10 protein-coding genes are annotated in these 16262 nt (G+C 62.0%); 6 read left to right on the top strand and 4 right to left on the bottom strand.

Annotated elements, in window-relative coordinates:
- Positions 1-440: 440 nt before the first annotated feature.
- On the top strand, positions 441-5504 hold the full coding sequence (locus SS05631_RS01265; RefSeq protein WP_095677904.1) for a hypothetical protein: 5064 nt from the start codon (positions 441-443) through the stop codon (positions 5502-5504).
- A 172-nt stretch (positions 5505-5676) separates the two neighbouring features.
- Here SS05631_RS01265 and SS05631_RS01260 read toward each other — a convergent pair whose 3' ends face one another.
- Positions 5677-6162 (bottom strand): BA14K family protein, encoded by a 486-nt coding sequence (locus tag SS05631_RS01260; RefSeq protein ID WP_037423794.1) that lies wholly within the window; start codon positions 6160-6162, stop codon positions 5677-5679.
- A 417-nt stretch (positions 6163-6579) separates the two neighbouring features.
- On the opposite strand from SS05631_RS01260, the gene SS05631_RS01250 reads away from it, so the two are divergent.
- A complete protein-coding gene (locus tag SS05631_RS01250; RefSeq protein WP_037424093.1) occupies positions 6580-7026 on the top strand; it encodes a VOC family protein in 447 nt (148 codons plus the stop codon).
- 348 nt (positions 7027-7374) lie between these two features.
- On the top strand, positions 7375-8598 hold the full coding sequence (locus SS05631_RS01245) for a bifunctional alpha/beta hydrolase/OsmC family protein (protein WP_037423792.1): 1224 nt from the start codon (positions 7375-7377) through the stop codon (positions 8596-8598).
- Positions 8599-8784: 186 nt separating this feature from the next.
- Here the strand turns inward: SS05631_RS01245 and SS05631_RS01240 are convergent, their stop codons facing one another.
- The 3 genes from SS05631_RS01240 to SS05631_RS01230 form a co-directional block, all read right to left on the bottom strand.
- Positions 8785-10185, bottom strand: a complete 1401-nt coding sequence (locus tag SS05631_RS01240; protein ID WP_037423790.1) for a carbohydrate ABC transporter permease — start codon at positions 10183-10185, stop codon at positions 8785-8787.
- Entirely contained in the window at positions 10182-11270 is a 1089-nt protein-coding gene (locus SS05631_RS01235) for a sugar ABC transporter permease (protein WP_037423788.1), read from the bottom strand. Before SS05631_RS01235 ends, SS05631_RS01240 begins: the two co-directional genes overlap by 4 nt.
- A 62-nt stretch (positions 11271-11332) precedes the next feature.
- The gene (locus tag SS05631_RS01230; protein WP_037423786.1) at positions 11333-12556 is read right to left on the bottom strand and encodes an extracellular solute-binding protein; all 1224 of its coding nucleotides are present in this window, start codon (positions 12554-12556) and stop codon (positions 11333-11335) included.
- 397 nt (positions 12557-12953) lie between these two features.
- Here SS05631_RS01230 and SS05631_RS01225 point away from each other — a divergent pair, with 397 nt between their 5' ends.
- From SS05631_RS01225 to SS05631_RS01215, 3 genes are all read left to right on the top strand, one after another.
- Positions 12954-13790 (top strand): TIGR02587 family membrane protein, encoded by an 837-nt coding sequence (locus tag SS05631_RS01225; protein ID WP_050988340.1) that lies wholly within the window; start codon positions 12954-12956, stop codon positions 13788-13790.
- On the top strand, positions 13787-14233 hold the full coding sequence (locus SS05631_RS01220; RefSeq protein ID WP_037423785.1) for a TIGR02588 family protein: 447 nt from the start codon (positions 13787-13789) through the stop codon (positions 14231-14233). Before SS05631_RS01225 ends, SS05631_RS01220 begins: the two co-directional genes overlap by 4 nt.
- A gap of 227 nt (positions 14234-14460) precedes the next feature.
- Entirely contained in the window at positions 14461-16254 is a 1794-nt protein-coding gene (locus SS05631_RS01215; protein ID WP_037423782.1) for a cation:proton antiporter, read from the top strand.
- Positions 16255-16262: the final 8 nt, after the last annotated feature.

Raw genomic sequence — 16262 nt, 5'->3', positions numbered from 1 at the left:
CGTCTGCAGCCGGGGGCGTTCGGTCGAGCGTTGCGATCTTTGTTTGACCTGGCCCGTTAACTAAAACTTTAACTTTCGTAGCTAGTCGTAGTAACCGAGTACCGCAGTCAGCAACCGCCGGATGAGGCTGCGGCGAAGATGACGAAACCGATCCCGCCAAGGGAAAAGTTTCATTCATTGGCGTAGGAAATAGGACGCGCTCGTCCTGTCTGCATGAAGCTTTCCGAACGCTAGGGCTCACGCGAGCCATGTCCCTCAACCCGATATTCGCCCATCAGGACGGTTCGACAGCCGAAGCTGGTCTTCGCGTCCGGGTGGACGGGCGTCGCATGTGGTCGCACGCATCACGCGCTTGGACCCTCAAGGGTTCCCAGCGCTTGTCGCACGGTCGGCGCCAACGGGTTAACTCCACAAGCGATTAACTTTGAAGGCTCGCGTCCATGACTTCCATCATCTCTTCTCTGAGCGTCACGCAGATCAAAAATCTCTCGACCTCCGCAGTTGCCTCGCTGACTACGGAAGACGTCGCGGCTATGACCACTGCTCAGGTCAAGGCGCTTTCCTCGACCCAGATTGCGGCGCTCGATACGGAAGATGTCGCGATCTTCTCCACCGCACAGCTGAGCGCCATTGCCGCAACCTCGGTCGCCGGCATCAGCCTCGACCAGCTGGCAGCCATCGATGCGGCGAAGATCGCAAGCCTGGCGACGTCGCAGGTGGCGGCGCTCAGCTCGGCACAGATCGGCGGCCTGACGTCCGACCAGGCCGAGGCGCTGACCACGTCGCAAGTGGCCGCGCTCACCTCGACGCAGATCGCGGCGCTGGCCTCGGAAGATATCACCACCTTCTCGACCGCCGAGGTCGCAGCGATTTCCGCCACCGCGCTGGCAGGTCTCTCCACCGACAATCTCGCGGCACTGTCGACCGACCAGGCCGCTGCCCTGAAGACCACCCAGGTTGCAGCGCTGAAGACCACGCAGATCGCCGCCCTCACGTCGGACCAGATCGGCGCGCTCAGCACTTCGCAGGTCGCCGTCCTGAGCTCGACACAGGTAAAGGCGCTCTCCACCGACAACATCGCCGCCCTGTCCACCGACCAGGTCGCAGCGCTCAACTCGAAGACCGTCGCGGCGCTGACTTCGGCACAGATCGAAGCGCTGACTTCCGATCAGGCCGAGGCACTGACCACGGCGCAGGTGGCGGCGCTCACCTCGACGCAGCTTGCGGCTTTCGCCTCCGAGGATATCGCCGGCTTCTCGACCGTCGATATTGCAGCGATCACGGTCACGGCGCTGGGCGGTCTTTCCACCGATAATGTCGCAGCTCTCTCCACCGATCAGGCCGCAGCGCTGAAGACCACCCAGGTCGCCGCGCTGAAGACCGCCCAGATCGCCGCCCTCACCTCCGATCAGGTCGTGGCGCTCACCTCGTCGCAGGTCGGCGTCCTGAGTTCGACGCAGATTTCTGCACTCTCCACCGACAATGTCGCAGCGCTCTCCACCGATCAGGTCGCAGCGCTCAACTCCAAGACCGTCGCAGCTCTGAGCTCGGCCCAGATCGGCGCGCTGACCTCCGATCAGGTCGACGCTCTGTCCGCCGTTCAGATTGCCGCCTTCGATTCGGCCGATATTGCCGCGCTGGCTTCCGAGGATATCGGAACTTTCTCGACCTCGGAGATTGCGGCAATCACCGCGACCGCCCTGTCGGGTCTCTCTACGGATAATGTCGCCGCTCTGACCACCGATCAGACCGCAGCGCTGAAAACCAGCCAGCTCGCAGCACTGAAAACCACCCAGATCGCCGCCCTTACCTCCGACCAGGTCGTGGCGCTGACCTCGTCCCAGGTCGGAGCGCTGAGCTCCACACAGGTGGCGGCGCTCTCCACAGATAATGTTGCCGCACTCTCCACCGACCAGGTCGCAGCGCTCAACTCGAAGGCGGTCGCGGCTCTGACATCCGCACAGATCGGCGCGCTCACTTCCGACCAGGCCGAGGCTCTGACCACGGCCCAGGTGGCCGCGCTCACCTCGACGCAGATCGCGGCCTTCGCCTCGGAGGATATCGCCGCCTTCTCGACCGCCGACATTGCGGCGATCACCGTCACGGCGCTGGCAGGTCTTTCCACCGATAACGTCGCGGCACTCTCCACCGACCAGGCGGCTGCGCTGAAGACCACCCAGGTCGCGGCGCTGAAGTCGACGCAGATTGCCGCCCTCACCTCCGATCAGGTCGTGGCGCTCACCTCGTCGCAGGTCGGAGCCCTGACCTCGACGCAGGTCAAGGCGCTCTCCACCGACAATGTCGCCGCGCTCTCCACCGACCAGGTCGCCGCCTTGAACTCGAAGACGGTCGCAGCGCTGAGCTCCACACAGGTAGAGGCCCTGACTTCCGACCAGGCCGAAGCTCTCACCACGGCTCAAGTGGCATCGCTCAGCTCGACCCAGATTGCGGCCTTCGCCTCGGAGGACATCGGCGGGTTCTCGACCGCCGACGTTGCGGCAATCTCGGTCACTGCCCTGACCGGTCTTTCCACCGACAATGTCGCGGCACTCTCCACCGATCAGGCCGCAGCGCTGAAGACCACCCAGGTCGCGGCGCTGAAGACCGCCCAGATCGCCGCCCTGACTTCGGACCAGATCGTGGCCCTGAGTTCCTCCCAGGTCGCAGCGCTGACCTCGTCGCAGGTGTCCGCCATCAGCACCGACAATATCGCGGCACTCTCCACCGATCAGGTGGCAGCGCTGAACTCGAAGACTGTCGCGGCCTTGAGCACGGCACAGATCGGCGCGCTCAGCTCCACTCAGGTGGAGGCGCTGACCTCGGTTCTTGTCGGCGCGCTCAGCTCGACACAACTTTCTGCGCTCGCTTCGGAAGATATCGCAGCCTTCTCGACCGCCGACATCGCGGCGATCTCGGTCGCAGCGCTCGCCGGCCTCTCCACCGACAATGTCGCGGCCCTATCGACCGATCAGGCCGCAGCACTGAAGACCACCCAGGTCGCAGCGCTGAAGAGCACCCAGATCGCCGCCCTCACCTCGGACCAGATCGCCGCCCTGAGCACCACTCAGATCGGTGCCCTGACCTCGACGCAGGCCTCCGCGATCACCACCGACAGCCTCTCGGCACTGACCACCGATCAGGTCGCGGCGCTCAACACCAAGACGCTGGCGTCGCTTTCGACGGTGCAGATCGATGCGATGAGCTCCGATCAGCTCGAAGCGCTGACCTCGGCGCAGGTCGCCGCCTTGACCATGGCCCAGCTTGGCGCCCTGGCCTCGGAAGATATCGCGACCTTCTCGACGGCAGACATTGCGGCCATCACCGTCGCCGCCCTTGCAGGCCTCTCGACCGACAATGTCGCGGCACTGTCCACCGACCAGGCCGCTGCGTTGAAGACCACCCAGATCGCGGCGCTGAAAACCGCCCAGATCGCGGCGCTCACCTCGGACCAGATCGTCGCGCTCACCACGTCCCAGGTCGGAGCCCTGAGCTCGACGCAGGTTTCGGTGCTCTCCACCGACAATGTCGCCGCGCTCTCCACCGATCAGGTCGCGGCGCTGAACTCGAAGACGGTCGCGGCGCTCACCTCGACCCAGATCGACGCCCTGAGCTCCGATCAGGCTGAGGCTCTGACGACGGCGCAGGTGGCCGCGCTCGGCTCGACGCAGCTCGCCGCCTTCGCTTCCGAAGATCTGGCGACCTTCTCCACCACCGATATCGCGGCAATCTCGGTCACCGCGCTGACGGGTCTTTCCACCGACAATCTCGCGGCCCTTTCGACCGATCAGGCTGCGGCACTGAAGACCGGCCAGGTCGCAGCGCTCTCGACCGCCCAGGTCGGCGCGCTTACCTCGGATCAGGTCGTGGCGCTCACCTCGTCGCAGGTCGGAGCCCTGACCTCGACGCAGGTGAAGGCACTGACGACCGACAATGTCGCGGCGCTCTCGACCGATCAGTTCGCAGCGCTCAACTCGAAGAGTGTCGCAGCGCTCACTTCGGCGCAGATCGAAGCACTGACCTCCGATCAGGCCGAGGCACTGACCACGGCGCAGGTGGCGGCGCTCACCTCGACGCAGCTTGCGGCTTTCGCCTCCGAGGATATCGCCGGCTTCTCGACCGCCGATATTGCAGCGATCACGGTCACGGCGCTGGGCGGTCTTTCCACCGATAATGTCGCAGCTCTCTCCACCGATCAGACCGCAGCACTGAAGACCACCCAGGTCGTGGCGCTGAAGACGGGCCAGATCGCCGCCCTGACATCGGACCAGGTCGTTGCCCTCACCTCGTCGCAGGTGGCAGCCCTGACCTCGACGCAGATTTCGGCGCTCTCCACCGACAATGTCGCCGCGCTCTCGACCGATCAGGTGGCAGCGTTGAACTCGAAGACGGTCGCAGCGCTGAGCTCGGCACAGATCGGCGCGCTGACGTCCGATCAGGCTGAAGCCTTGACCTCCGCCCAGATCGCGGCGCTCGACTCGGCCGACATTGCGGCTCTGGCTTCCGAGGACATCGCAACCTTCTCGACCGCCGAGATCGCTGCGATCACCGCGACTGCCCTCGCCGGATTGACGACCGACAATGTCGCGGCACTGTCGACGGACCAGGCGGCAGCGCTGAAGACCAGCCAGATCGCAGCGCTGAAGAGCGCCCAGATCGCCGCCCTCACCTCGGATCAGGTGGCTGCGCTCACCACGTCCCAGGTCGGCACCCTGAGCTCCACGCAGATTGCGGTGCTCTCCACCGACAACGTCGCGGCGCTCTCCACCGACCAGGTCGCGGCGCTGAACTCGAAGACGGTCGCCGCCCTGAGCTCCACCCAGATCGACGCCATGAGCTCCGCTCAGGCTGAGGCTCTGACGACGGCACAGGTGGCCGCGCTCGGCTCGGCGCAGCTTGCAGCCTTCGCATCGGAGGATCTCGGGACCTTCTCGACTGCCGACATCGCGGCAATCTCGGTGACTGCTCTGACGGGTCTTTCCACCGACAATCTGGCGGCCCTTTCGACCGACCAGGCTGCGGCGCTGAAGACCACCCAGGTCGCAGCACTGTCCACCGCGCAGATCGGGGCGCTCACCTCGGACCAGGTGGCAGCGCTCACCTCGGCCCAGATCGCGGCGCTCACCTCGACGCAGCTGACCGCGCTCTCGACGGATAACGTCGCGGCGCTCACCACCGACCAGGTCGCCGCCTTGAGCACGAAGGTCATCGGCGCTCTGAGCTCCGACCAGATCGACGCGATGAGCACCGATCAGGTCGAGGCGCTGACCTCGGCCCAGGTCGCAGCGCTGGACTCGGCCGATATCGCAGCACTCTCCACGGATGACCTCGCGACCTTCTCGACCGCCGACATCGCCGCGATCAGCACGAGCGCACTCGCCGGCCTGTCCAGCGACGATATCCTGAGCCTCTCCAGCGACCAGTTGCTGGCCGTCACCACGGCTCAGGTGGATGCACTGGACGACTCGCAGGTGGAAGCGATCATCGCGGCATACCAGGCCATCTAGTCCAAGCCTGATTTGATCGAGCTAACGGCCCCGCCTCACCCGAAGCGGGGCCGTTGCAATTTGTCCGGAGCTGGAGTGGTGAACGCCAGGGGGCGCCGGATCTCGAAGGCGGTCATCGGCGGGGCCTGCCTAGGCTCACGTGCGTGGCATGAGGCTCCGTGGCGCCGTGTTATCAATAGTAAGGCGATACGCACGCCTGTCGCGGACCGTAATAGGGTTGGAACGTGTTGTCGTAAGCCCTGTAGGACCGATAACGCGCATAGCACCAGCGCGCATGCGCATTGCCGCCATAATAGGTCTGACGGTAATAACGCGGCGCGTAGTAGCGCGGCCGATAATAGGTCGGTCCGTAATAGCCCTGATCGTAATACTGATCGTAGTAGCCGGGCCCATAATACCTCGGCTGCGTCAACAGCCCGCCGATGAGCGCGCCGGCTGCGAGCCCTCCGAGCGCCCAGGCCCAGTCATCGCCACCACCACCGTTATGGTGATGCCCGTGGTACCCGCCCCGATAGCCACCGCGATAGCGCCTGTACTGGACCGGCTGCGCCTGCGCTGCCTCGACCTTCGCCTCGACAACGATTGGAAATGCCATGGCCGGCGGGACGCTTGTCAACGTCGTCGCGAGCGACAAGGCAACGATTGCTAGGCTCTTCATCGGCTGCGCCTTTCCATCTAAACCGCCGCATGTCGATTATAACGCGGAATGGAGATCGTCGCACTTTGTTTCCGGGAGACTGACGTCGCCGGCAGTCCACCGAATCGGTGTCCCGACAGTTCGGTCTAGGGAAAACGTAGCTCCCGGTTGACAGCCGAGCGGATTTACGTTGATATCAACGTTAGTGTGAGATCACCGGGCGGATCCGCCGCCACCACGGCTATGAACTCGCAGGTGCCGAAAGATGCCCGGGATTGCTCACTGCATGTCTCCTTAAATCAAACTCGGTTTAAGGACCCAGACATGCAGCAATTCAAGCGCTGCAGCGACCTTTGCGCGTCTGGTAAGTCGCGCGCCGCTGCAGGCCTGCCGTTTCCGTTCCAAATCCGAAATCACAACGACGAGAAGGACGCAATCATGAAGATCGTCACCAGCCTGAGTTTCCAAGGGCAATGCCGCGAGGCGTTCGAGTTCTACGCCAAGGTGCTCGGCGGCAAGATCACCGCCGCCCACTCCTACGGTGAAGCCCCACCGGACATGCCGATCAACGATCCCAAATACAAGGATTGGCTGATGCACTGCTGGCTGGAGGTCGGCGACCAGGCGCTGATGGGCGCCGACATGGACGTCGAATGGGCTCGGAACATCGACAAGCCCAAGAACGGCTTCGATGTCACTCTGCACACGCAGGACAAGGCCGAAGCCCAACGCTGGTTCGATCAGCTGTCCGAAGGGGGCAAGCCAGTCATGCCCTTTGGCGAGACCTTCTGGTCGCCCGGTTTCGGTTCCCTGATCGACAGGTTCGGCGTCCCGTGGATGATCAACGTCATTCCGTCGCCCGACTGGCGGCCGACGCAGGGCTGACTGCGATCCTACTGCGAGGACCTGAAAGCCAGGCTGGCCGGAAGCTGCTTCCGGCCCTTGAGCGCCGCGCTCGGTTACTGATCCATCTTGTGAACGACGAGCAGAAGCGCATAGCCGAGCAGATCAAAGGCGACGTCGGCGCGTCGACCCGACGCGTCGAAACTCTGGCCGAAATGAACAGCTACTGCATGTCTCCTTAAGTCGACCTCGATTTAAGGACAAAGACATGCAGCAATTCAAAGCGCTGCAGCGACCTTTGCGCGTCTGATAAGACGCGCGGCGTTGTAGGTAGTCTGTCGTCGTTGCAGGTGTAGAATGCTCCTTTCCGCGGAGCCAAGGAGCGTTACCATGCCTTTCAACACGCAACGGCACCAATTTGCCGGCCATTCCGGGGCAACACTGGCCGCCCGCCTCGATCTGCCCAACGGGAAATTGCGCGCTTACGCACTCTTTGCGCATTGCTTCACCTGTTCCAAGGATCTGGCGGCCGCGCGCCGCATTGCCGCGGAGCTTGCGCGCGAAGGTATCGCTGTCCTGCGCTTCGATTTCACCGGCCTGGGATCGAGCGAAGGCGAATTCGCCTCGACGAATTTCTCCTCCAATGTCGCCGACCTGGTTTCCGCCGCCGACTATCTCCGTCAACGCTATCAGGCACCGTCATTGCTGATCGGCCACTCGCTCGGGGGCGCTGCTGTTCTGGCCGTCGCCAATGACATTCCTGAGGTGTGCGCCGTGGCCACAATCGGCGCACCGGCCGATGTGGGTCATGTGCTGAAGAACTTCGGGACGAGCCTCGAGGAGATCGAAAAGAGCGGTGCTGCCGACGTCGAACTTGCCGGGCGTACATTCCTCGTTCGAAAGCAATTTGTCGAAGACGCACGTGAGCAGCGTATTAAGGATGCCGTTGCAAACCTGAGAAGGCCGCTTCTCATTCTCCACGCTCCCCTCGACGAGACCGTCGGAATCGAGAATGCTACCGAAATCTTCCGTGCGGCCAGACATCCAAAGAGCTTTGTGTCGCTGGATAAGGCCGATCATCTGCTCACCGATCCGGAGGACGCAGCCTTCGTCGGCCGGATCATATCGGGATGGCTGACCCGTTATGTCTCCGCTGACATGCCGCAGGGCGAGGAGCCGATTGAACATGCCCGTGTGACGGAAACGGGCGAAGGCAAGTTTCAAAACGCGGTTCAGGCTGGCGGCCATCGGCTGTTCGCCGATGAGCCCAAAAGAGTGGGCGGGCTCGATTCCGGGCCATCACCCTATGACTTCCTGTCGATTGCACTTGGCGCCTGCACATCGATGACATTGCGTCTCTATTCCGACCACAAGAAGCTTTCCCTCGGGCGAATTGGCGTTGACGTCTCGCATGCCAAGATTCATGCGGAGGACTGCGAGGAATGCACCGAAAGGGAACTCGGCAGCGGCAGGATCGATCAATTCGAGCGCGTCATTTCCATCGACGGCGGGATCTCCGAGGCGCTTCGCAGCAAGATCGAGGAAATTGCCGGCAAGTGCCCCGTCCATCGCACGCTCGAATCGATCGCGAAGATAAAAACCGTCGTGAAATGATAGGCGAGAGGAGGATTGCTTCAGGGGTGGAAGCCCGCTGAGAGTATGAGGCCTCGAGGTCACCAACAAAGGATAGCTTGGCAGTGCTAATGCATGTCGCCAAAAAGTGTGCAGCGGTTTTGGGATGACGACATACACAAAAAAACCTAAAGCGCGCCGCGTGAAAGCGTTTGAACGCGACGCGCTTTAGGCGGTGCCCCTGGTGAGCTCAGTCGAGACGATGTGCCGCTGGAAGAGCACGAAAAGGATAAGCACCGGCACGATCGAGATGAACGCGCCGGCCAGAACGAGTCCCCAATCGCCCTGCGCGCCCCCGAACGAGCGACGAAGGCTGAGAAGCCCGACCTGAACCGTCAGCGCTTCGGGCGGGCTGGTAATGAGGACGAGGGGCCAAAAGAAGTCGTTCCAGGCACCTTGGAAGGCGAGAATCGCGTTGACCAACAAAGCCGGCTTTGCGTTTGGCAGCACGATCTTCCAGAACACTTGAAAACGGCTGGCGCCGTCCACGATTGCCGCCTCCTCTATCTCTCTTGGGAACCCTTCAAAAAACTGCTTCATCAACAGGACATTGGCCGAGGCGACGAAAACGACGATCACGCTCCAGGGAGTGTTTAGAAGCGACAGGTCCCTGAAGATCAGATAATTCGAAACGAAAGTCACCTGCGCCGGAATCGTCATCGAGAAGAGCAATGCAGCGAAGATGAAACGGCTGCCCCTGAATTCGAGCCGCGCAAGTGCATAACCGCCAAGGCTGGCGACGACGAGCGTCAGGACCAGGCGTCCGGCGGCGATGGCGAAGCTATTGACCAGCCAGCTCCCGAACAGGCTTTTCCCGGTCTCCAGGTCAGCCGTCTCGTTTATCACCCGCCGGTAGTTGTTGAAGATCAGCCCGAGAACGCCTGGCGTGATGTTGTCCCAACTCAGGAGACGTCCGCGACGCTCGGACCGCGATGGCGAAATCGGACTTTCGACAAGCGTTTGAGAGGGCGGAGCGGTCAGATTGAGGGGCGTGCGTTCGATCCACGGCCGATCCTCGCGGTCGGTGCGGTAGGTGATCTCATAGACGAATGTCCGCGTCTGCCGCGCTTGCAATCCTCCCTCCTCATCACGAACCTGCATCATTGCCGAACTGGAATTCTTCAGCGCGATTGACGCGTAGTCCGCCGCGTAATGCCGCATGAGTGCAGCGGCGATGCCCGACCCCGGGCGGCGGCGCGGAATATCGGCCTTCGGTTCGACGATCTTGGTCCCGGCGGGCGCTGCGTAAGTGACACTGAAGTCCACTTCGGCGCCGGGAGACAGTCCTCCCCAGAAAGCGTCACCCGCACCCTCTTGCCCCAAGCGGGCGGCGGCAATCCACGCGGCCGGATTCAGCTGATCGAAATAGACACGGAACGGTCTCTCCAGCGGGTCGGCCTTCAGGCTCGCCATGAACGCGAGAACAAATGTCCCCATCATTATCGTCGCGACGGCAAGAAGGGTCAGATACAACCAGGCGCTGAGCGCAAGCTGCCGCCGGCGAAGCGCCCCAGACGGCAGAGGGCGGCGTGAGGGCGGGGCATCCGAAGCAACTTTCCTCACCATCATTCGGCCCGTTCCTTCACGCCGACCGACTTTTGAACGTAGACGACTGCGATTGTCAGAATGCCGAGGACCAGCGCCGCCGCACTTGCCATGCCGATCCTCGAAGAGGCGCCCGCCGGAAACGCGTTCTCATAGACGTAATATGCAAGCGTCGCGCGACTTGCCAGCGGCGCCGCATCTCCCAGAACCGCGACCTGGTCGAACATCTGCAGGGTGCCGATGAGGCCCATCGTGACGACGGCAAAGGTCACCGGCCTAAGCGCCGGCACGGTTATATGGCGAAATCGCTGGAAGGCGTTGGCCCCGTCGATCTCGGCCGCGTCGTACAAGGCGTTCGGAATCGATTGTAGCCCCGCCAGAAACAACAGCATCAGCGTCGGGACCGTCGTAAAGACGTTCATCAACGCCACCGACCACAGCGTGACCGGCATGAAGAGGAAACGCTGCTGGGTATTCAGCCAGGAAATACGCAGATCGTTATCGAAGACAGGCAGCAATCCCGCGAGGGCACAGGCGACGACAAGTGCCAGCGCGCTCGCAGCGGCGACGAGCAGAAAGAAGGGGTCGAAAATCGAAACGCCTTCATAGCGGCGCCGCGCGTTGAGAACGAGCGCACCCTGCACCGCAGCGACGCCCACGAGGAACAGAAGGATATGCCGGAGATAGGCAAGCACGATGCTGACGATCGCGGTCATGAAGCCATCTCTTTGAAAGAGCCAAAGAAAGATAAGCGTCATGGCCGCACTGGACATGATGGATGGCAGGTAAAACACGGTCCTGACAAGTCCCCTCGCTCGGACGGCGTGGTTCACGAGAACTGCCAGAGCAAGCGCAAGCGCGGTCTGAACCGTTGTGACGATGAGCGAGAAGCCGATCGTGTTGCGCAGGGCGGTCAGGAAAAGCTCATCGGAGACAAGCGCAGTGTAATTGGACAGCCCGACGAAGCTCGGAGTCTTGAACAGGTCGAAATCGGTGAAGCTGTAATAGGCTGTCCGGACGATCGCGTAGACGAAGAACAGCGCCATAGAGACCGTAAAGGGCAAGATGAAGAGCCAGCCGCTCCTCTCTTCCGACCTTGCTCGCGCCATGCATGCTCCTCCTGAGCGTGCCCTGCCGAACCAGCCGTCTCCTCTTTGCTCGAGAGCAACGCCTAATTCGCGAGCATCCGATCGAGGGCGCTTTGTGCCGATGCTAAGGCTGTGTCGGCGTCCGCCTCCCCGAGGATGACAGAATTGAGCGCCGCATTGATCGGCTGCATCCAACTCCCTCCGACCTTTCCGAAGAAATACGGCATGACGTGATCGTCCGACAGTCCTTCGAAAATCACTCGGCTTGTCATCTGTTCGGGCCGGTCCCCCCGCAGCCACGGGTTGTCAGCCAGGCCGGTCCGGCTCGGCAGGGCCAATCCTTGCTCCAGAACCCATTGCTGGGCCTCCTCTGAGGTCAGGAGCCCGGCCACCTTTATGGCAGCCTTGCTGACCTTGGAGGCCGCGTTGACGGTCCAACCGACGGTAAAGACGATATTGCCTCGTTTGCCGCTTTCGGGGTCCTTCGGCATTCGGACAGTCCCGAGGTTCATGTTCGGGGCACTGTCGCGCAGGGCGCTGATGATCCAGGCGCCCTCGATCGCTATGGCAGCCCGCTCGGACGCCAGGCACCCGCCGGCCCAGCTTTGCCCCGCGTCGGCGGCCAGGACGGCAGCCCCGGACTTCACGAGGCCGGTGTAGAAATCGAAAGCCCGACGGAAGCGCTGATCGAGCATCGTTTTTCCCCAGCTGTCGAAGGGGGTCCAGCCTGTCGACAATGCAAAGGCGCCGAAACGGGCATATTCCGGAACGAGACAGAGGCCATCGACCTCCGGAAGAGCCTTGTGCACGGCGACCAGTTTCTCCTGCAGCGTCTTCCATGTATCGCCGTCGCTCGGATAAGCAACGCCGGCATCATCGAAGATGTCCTTGTTGAAATGGACCGCCAGCGTGTTGAAGTCCTTCGGGATCGCGTAAACCTTCCCTTCATATGTGAACGCCTCGACGAGATTGGCTGCGAAGCCGGATACGTCCTGCGTTACCGGCAAGGCCTGACCGGCGCTGAACACGGAGCGCGCCCAGAAAATGTCGACGTAGAAAAGGTCTGGAGCGGTACCCGCCGACAGGCCGTTGACAATGAACTGCGAAAACTCGCCATCCACGGGCTCGTATTTTACCGTGATGCCCTCTTTCGCGAGCTTTTCGGCAAGAACGTCGGTCAACAGGCCGTTGACGATGGCGACCTCGGACCCGCCCCAACCGGATATCCGGACGGTGTCGCTAGCGAACGCCGGCAAGCCAGCGAGCATGGTCGCTGCAGCGAGAGCTCCCGCAGGACAAGACAGCATATCGGTCCTCCCTCCAATCAGGTGCCAGCAGAGCATATCGGTGGTGAGCCGATCTCACCTTGAGGTTCTAATCCGGTCAGGAAGGTGGCTTTTCGACGAGGGGCGAAGTTCCCGCCTCCTTCGGCATCTCAGAACGTCGCGCGAAAAGCGCAAACAACTGCCGCCCTGAAGAACGATTGGCTAAACGCCCCAGCATGCCGGTCTGTTCCGTCGACAAATCGGCAGTCGAACAACCCGATCGGCGACTATGTCCCAGCTTCATGAACGAAGGGCCGGAGACACCAAGAGAATTCTGCAGTGTTCCGGAACAGGAATGCGCAGCAAGCATTGTTTTCCCACCGGCTTGCACGAGCCGATACGCGTGCAAAATCGGCCAACGTCGTGAAAGGGGAACGGATTGGCGGCAACTGAAGTCATCGTCGGCCCAACGCTGCGCGAGTTCTGGATTGGTCTCGGTCGCGCCTTCGCCGGAGCATTGATCTTCGCCGTACCGGTGCTGATGACGATGGAGGCCTGGGCTCTGGGTTTTCATCTTCACCCTTTGCGGCTTGCGCTATTGCTGGCGGTCACCGTCCCGATGCTGGTGCTGTTGCACAAATATGGAGGTTTTCGCGAGACGGTGATGCTTCGCGATCGTATAGCGGATGCATTGGTGGCGCTGCTGGTTGCCGCATTCGCGGCGACAGCGGTTCTTTTGATCTTCGGCATCGTGAACGCGGAAATGCCGCTCCGGGAGGTGGTCGGAAAGATTGCCGTTCAGGTTGTGCCCGGCAGCTTGGGTGCATCGCTAGCGCGGGCCCAGTTGGGTCCAAGTCCATTGGAGGACAACGAGATTCCGGAGCCCGGTTACGCCGGAGAACTGTTTCTGATGGTCGTCGGAGCACTGTTCCTGTCGGTGAACATCGCACCGACCGAAGAGGTCGTCCTGATTGCCTACAAGATGAATCCCTGGCAGGAGGTCGCGCTGGTGATCGGAACGCTCGGCCTCATGCACGCCTTCGTCTATGAGCTCGAATTCCGGGGCACGCACAATCCGGAACCGGGCGCCGGCTTCTTCAGCATCTTCTTCCGATATGCGATCGTCGGTTATGCGCTGGTGATGCTGGTCAACGCCTACATCCTATGGACTTTCGGCAGAACCGATGGGGCCGGGCTTTCGGAAACGCTGAGCGCGGTCGTGGTTCTTTCGTTTCCAGGCGCATTGGGGGCGGCGGTGGCGAGGCTCATCCTGTGACAAAAAACTCCACAAAAGGCGACAGGCAGCAGAAGGCGCAGCGCGACGACGAGACGATCACGCGAAAACCGGGAACTTCCACTATCGAGTGGATCGTGGCCGGAGTGAGTAGCTTGGCGTTGCTTGTGGTGCTCGCATATCTGGTCACGGAAGGCCTGAGCGAGCCCAAGGGGACGGCCCAGCTCGTCGTGCTGCCGGTCGAGGTCACGTCCGCGAATGGCAGTTACGTGGTCGAGTTCGCCGCCGAAAATCGTGCGGGAAGGTCCGTTGCTGCGGTTGAGATTCAAGGTGAGCTTCGCAAGGGCGACGAGGTCGTCGAGGAGAGCAGCGCCGTGCTCGACTATGTTCCACAGCAGTCCGAGCGGAAGGGTGCCGTGATCTTCCAACGTGATCCCAAGGCCTATGACCTGCGCCTTTTCGCCCGTGGATACACTGACCCTTAAGCGTCCTCCTCCACCTCACTGGCCCAACTAACCAGCCTTGCAACGGCTCGACGAAACCACCATGCAGAGTTTGTTCCTATTGCTGAAAACCAACGGCAGGCCAGTTTGCCACGAGCATGGTTACGGCGTTGGCATTCAGCATGGCTGCGGCGACACTATCCCCTGAAATGAGAGTACTATCCTTGCAAGGAGTAAGCGCGGCCTGGCGCGGAACTTAAGAGCTGTCGATGACGCCGGAAACTGAAAACTACAAGGAGCTTCTGCTGTTTCTAGCGACGGCCGGCGTCATCGTGCCTTTGTTCGGGCGGTTGAAGTTGAGCCCGGTCTTCGGATTTTTGGCCGCCGGCATCGTGCTTGGCCCTTTCGGTCTCGGAGCACTTGCCAGAGACGTACCGTGGCTCTCGGCAATATCCATAACGGAAGTCGGGCAGATCACCCATCTGGCCGAATTCGGTGTTGCGTTTCTTCTCTTCATGATCGCGCTCGAGCTGTCGTGGAACCGCTTGCTGCTGATGCGCAGGCTGGTCTTCTGGCTGGGGGGATTGCAGCTTTTCGCCACGACAGCGATCCTGGCAGGCGTTGCGGGCCTTCTGGGTCAAACGCCAGCTTCAGCGGTCGTGCTCGGCAGCGCGCTGGCGATGTCTTCGACAGCGATCATTCTGCCGTCGCTTGTCGAGCGCAAACTGCTGAACACCGCGGTTGGACGCGCCGGCTTCGCCGTGCTGCTCTTTCAGGACCTCGCCGTGGCGCCGCTCCTGTTCATGGTGATGATGCTGGGTGCACGCGGGGGAAGTGGGCTCGGCGCCGGCTTGCTGTACGCGCTGGCGCCTGCCGCACTGGCGCTGATCGCGATGGCCGGGCTGGGTCGTCTGGTTCTTCGCCCCCTGTTCAAGCTGGTTGCGGCGACAAAAAGCGGCGAACTGTTCGTCGCTGCATGCCTCCTGGTCGTGATCGGCTCCGGCCTTGTCACGGCGCTTAGCGGCCAGTCCATGGCCCTGGGCGCCTTCATCGCCGGGCTGCTGTTGGCCGAAACCGAGTATCGTCGGCAGATCGAGGTGACGATCCAGCCCTTCCAGGGGCTTCTGCTCGGCCTTTTCTTCGTCTCTGTCGGAGCCCGTCTCGACCTATCGGAAATCATTGCGAACCCGATCCCTACACTTGGTGTCGCGATCGGCTTCTTCGCCATCAAGGCGGCCATCCTGTTCCCGATCGCGCGCCTGATGGGCCTGTCAAACCGGGGCGCCGGCGAGTTGGCAATCATCCTTGGTCCCGGCGGCGAGTTCGCGCTGATCCTTATCGGTGCCGCCGTTGCCGGCAATGCCGTCCCTGCTGAAGCCAGCGCCACGGCAACGGTCGCGGCGATCTTGACGATGATAGCAATTCCGTTGCTGATCCGCATCGTCGGCCGAGGTGCTGCCTATGCCAGGATGGATGAAGCTCAGTTCGCAGGGCTGACGCCACAACATGACGACGACCCCGAGCGCGTGATCGTCGTCGGTTACGGCCGCGTCGGGCAATTGGTCGCCGAGATGCTCTCACGGCATGAATTGAAATTCCTGGCGATCGATGCCGATCCCGTGCTGGTCGCCAGACAGCGAGCGCGCGGAGATACGATCTTTTATGGCGATGCCACCCGCATCGAGCTGCTTCGGCGTTGCGGAATTCAAAGCGCCCGCGCACTCGTCGTAACGATTGACAATCCCGACGCGGTCGAGTCGATCGTCCGTGCTGCGCGATCCGAACGGCCGGATCTGACCATTGTCGCCCGCGCGCGCGATGCGGTGCACGCGACGGAATTGTACGAGCTGAAAGTCACGGATGCCGTGCCGGAGAACATCGAGGCAAGCCTGCAGCTCTCGCAAGCCGTGCTCGTCGACATCGGCATTCCGATGGGCCTCGTGATTGCATCGATCCACGAGAAACGGGATGAATTTCGCAGGATGCTGCAGCCGATCGACGGCACCGGCAGGGAACGCCATGCCATTCGGGCCTCCGCGGTCGGAAAGTCGACTGATGCGTAGAATTTACC

Origin of the sequence: Sinorhizobium sp. CCBAU 05631, assembly GCF_002288505.1 — a bacterium.
In the GTDB taxonomy this organism is placed as follows: Bacteria; Pseudomonadota; Alphaproteobacteria; order Rhizobiales; family Rhizobiaceae; genus Sinorhizobium; species Sinorhizobium fredii_C.
This window is presented reverse-complemented; position numbering and strand designations above follow the sequence as displayed.

Excerpts from the sequence above, each read along its gene's own strand:
- SS05631_RS01235 (WP_037423788.1), bottom strand. The coding sequence starts at position 11,270 with ATGGCGCGAGCAAGGTCGGAAGAGAGGAGCGGCTGGCTCTTCATCTTG.
- SS05631_RS01260 (WP_037423794.1), bottom strand. The coding sequence starts at position 6,162 with ATGAAGAGCCTAGCAATCGTTGCCTTGTCGCTCGCGACGACGTTGACA.
- SS05631_RS01230 (WP_037423786.1), bottom strand. The coding sequence starts at position 12,556 with ATGCTGTCTTGTCCTGCGGGAGCTCTCGCTGCAGCGACCATGCTCGCT.
- SS05631_RS01265 (WP_095677904.1), top strand. The coding sequence starts at position 441 with ATGACTTCCATCATCTCTTCTCTGAGCGTCACGCAGATCAAAAATCTC.
- SS05631_RS01215 (WP_037423782.1), top strand. The coding sequence starts at position 14,461 with ATGACGCCGGAAACTGAAAACTACAAGGAGCTTCTGCTGTTTCTAGCG.
- SS05631_RS01250 (WP_037424093.1), top strand. The coding sequence starts at position 6,580 with ATGAAGATCGTCACCAGCCTGAGTTTCCAAGGGCAATGCCGCGAGGCG.
- SS05631_RS01245 (WP_037423792.1), top strand. The coding sequence starts at position 7,375 with ATGCCTTTCAACACGCAACGGCACCAATTTGCCGGCCATTCCGGGGCA.
- SS05631_RS01240 (WP_037423790.1), bottom strand. The coding sequence starts at position 10,185 with ATGATGGTGAGGAAAGTTGCTTCGGATGCCCCGCCCTCACGCCGCCCT.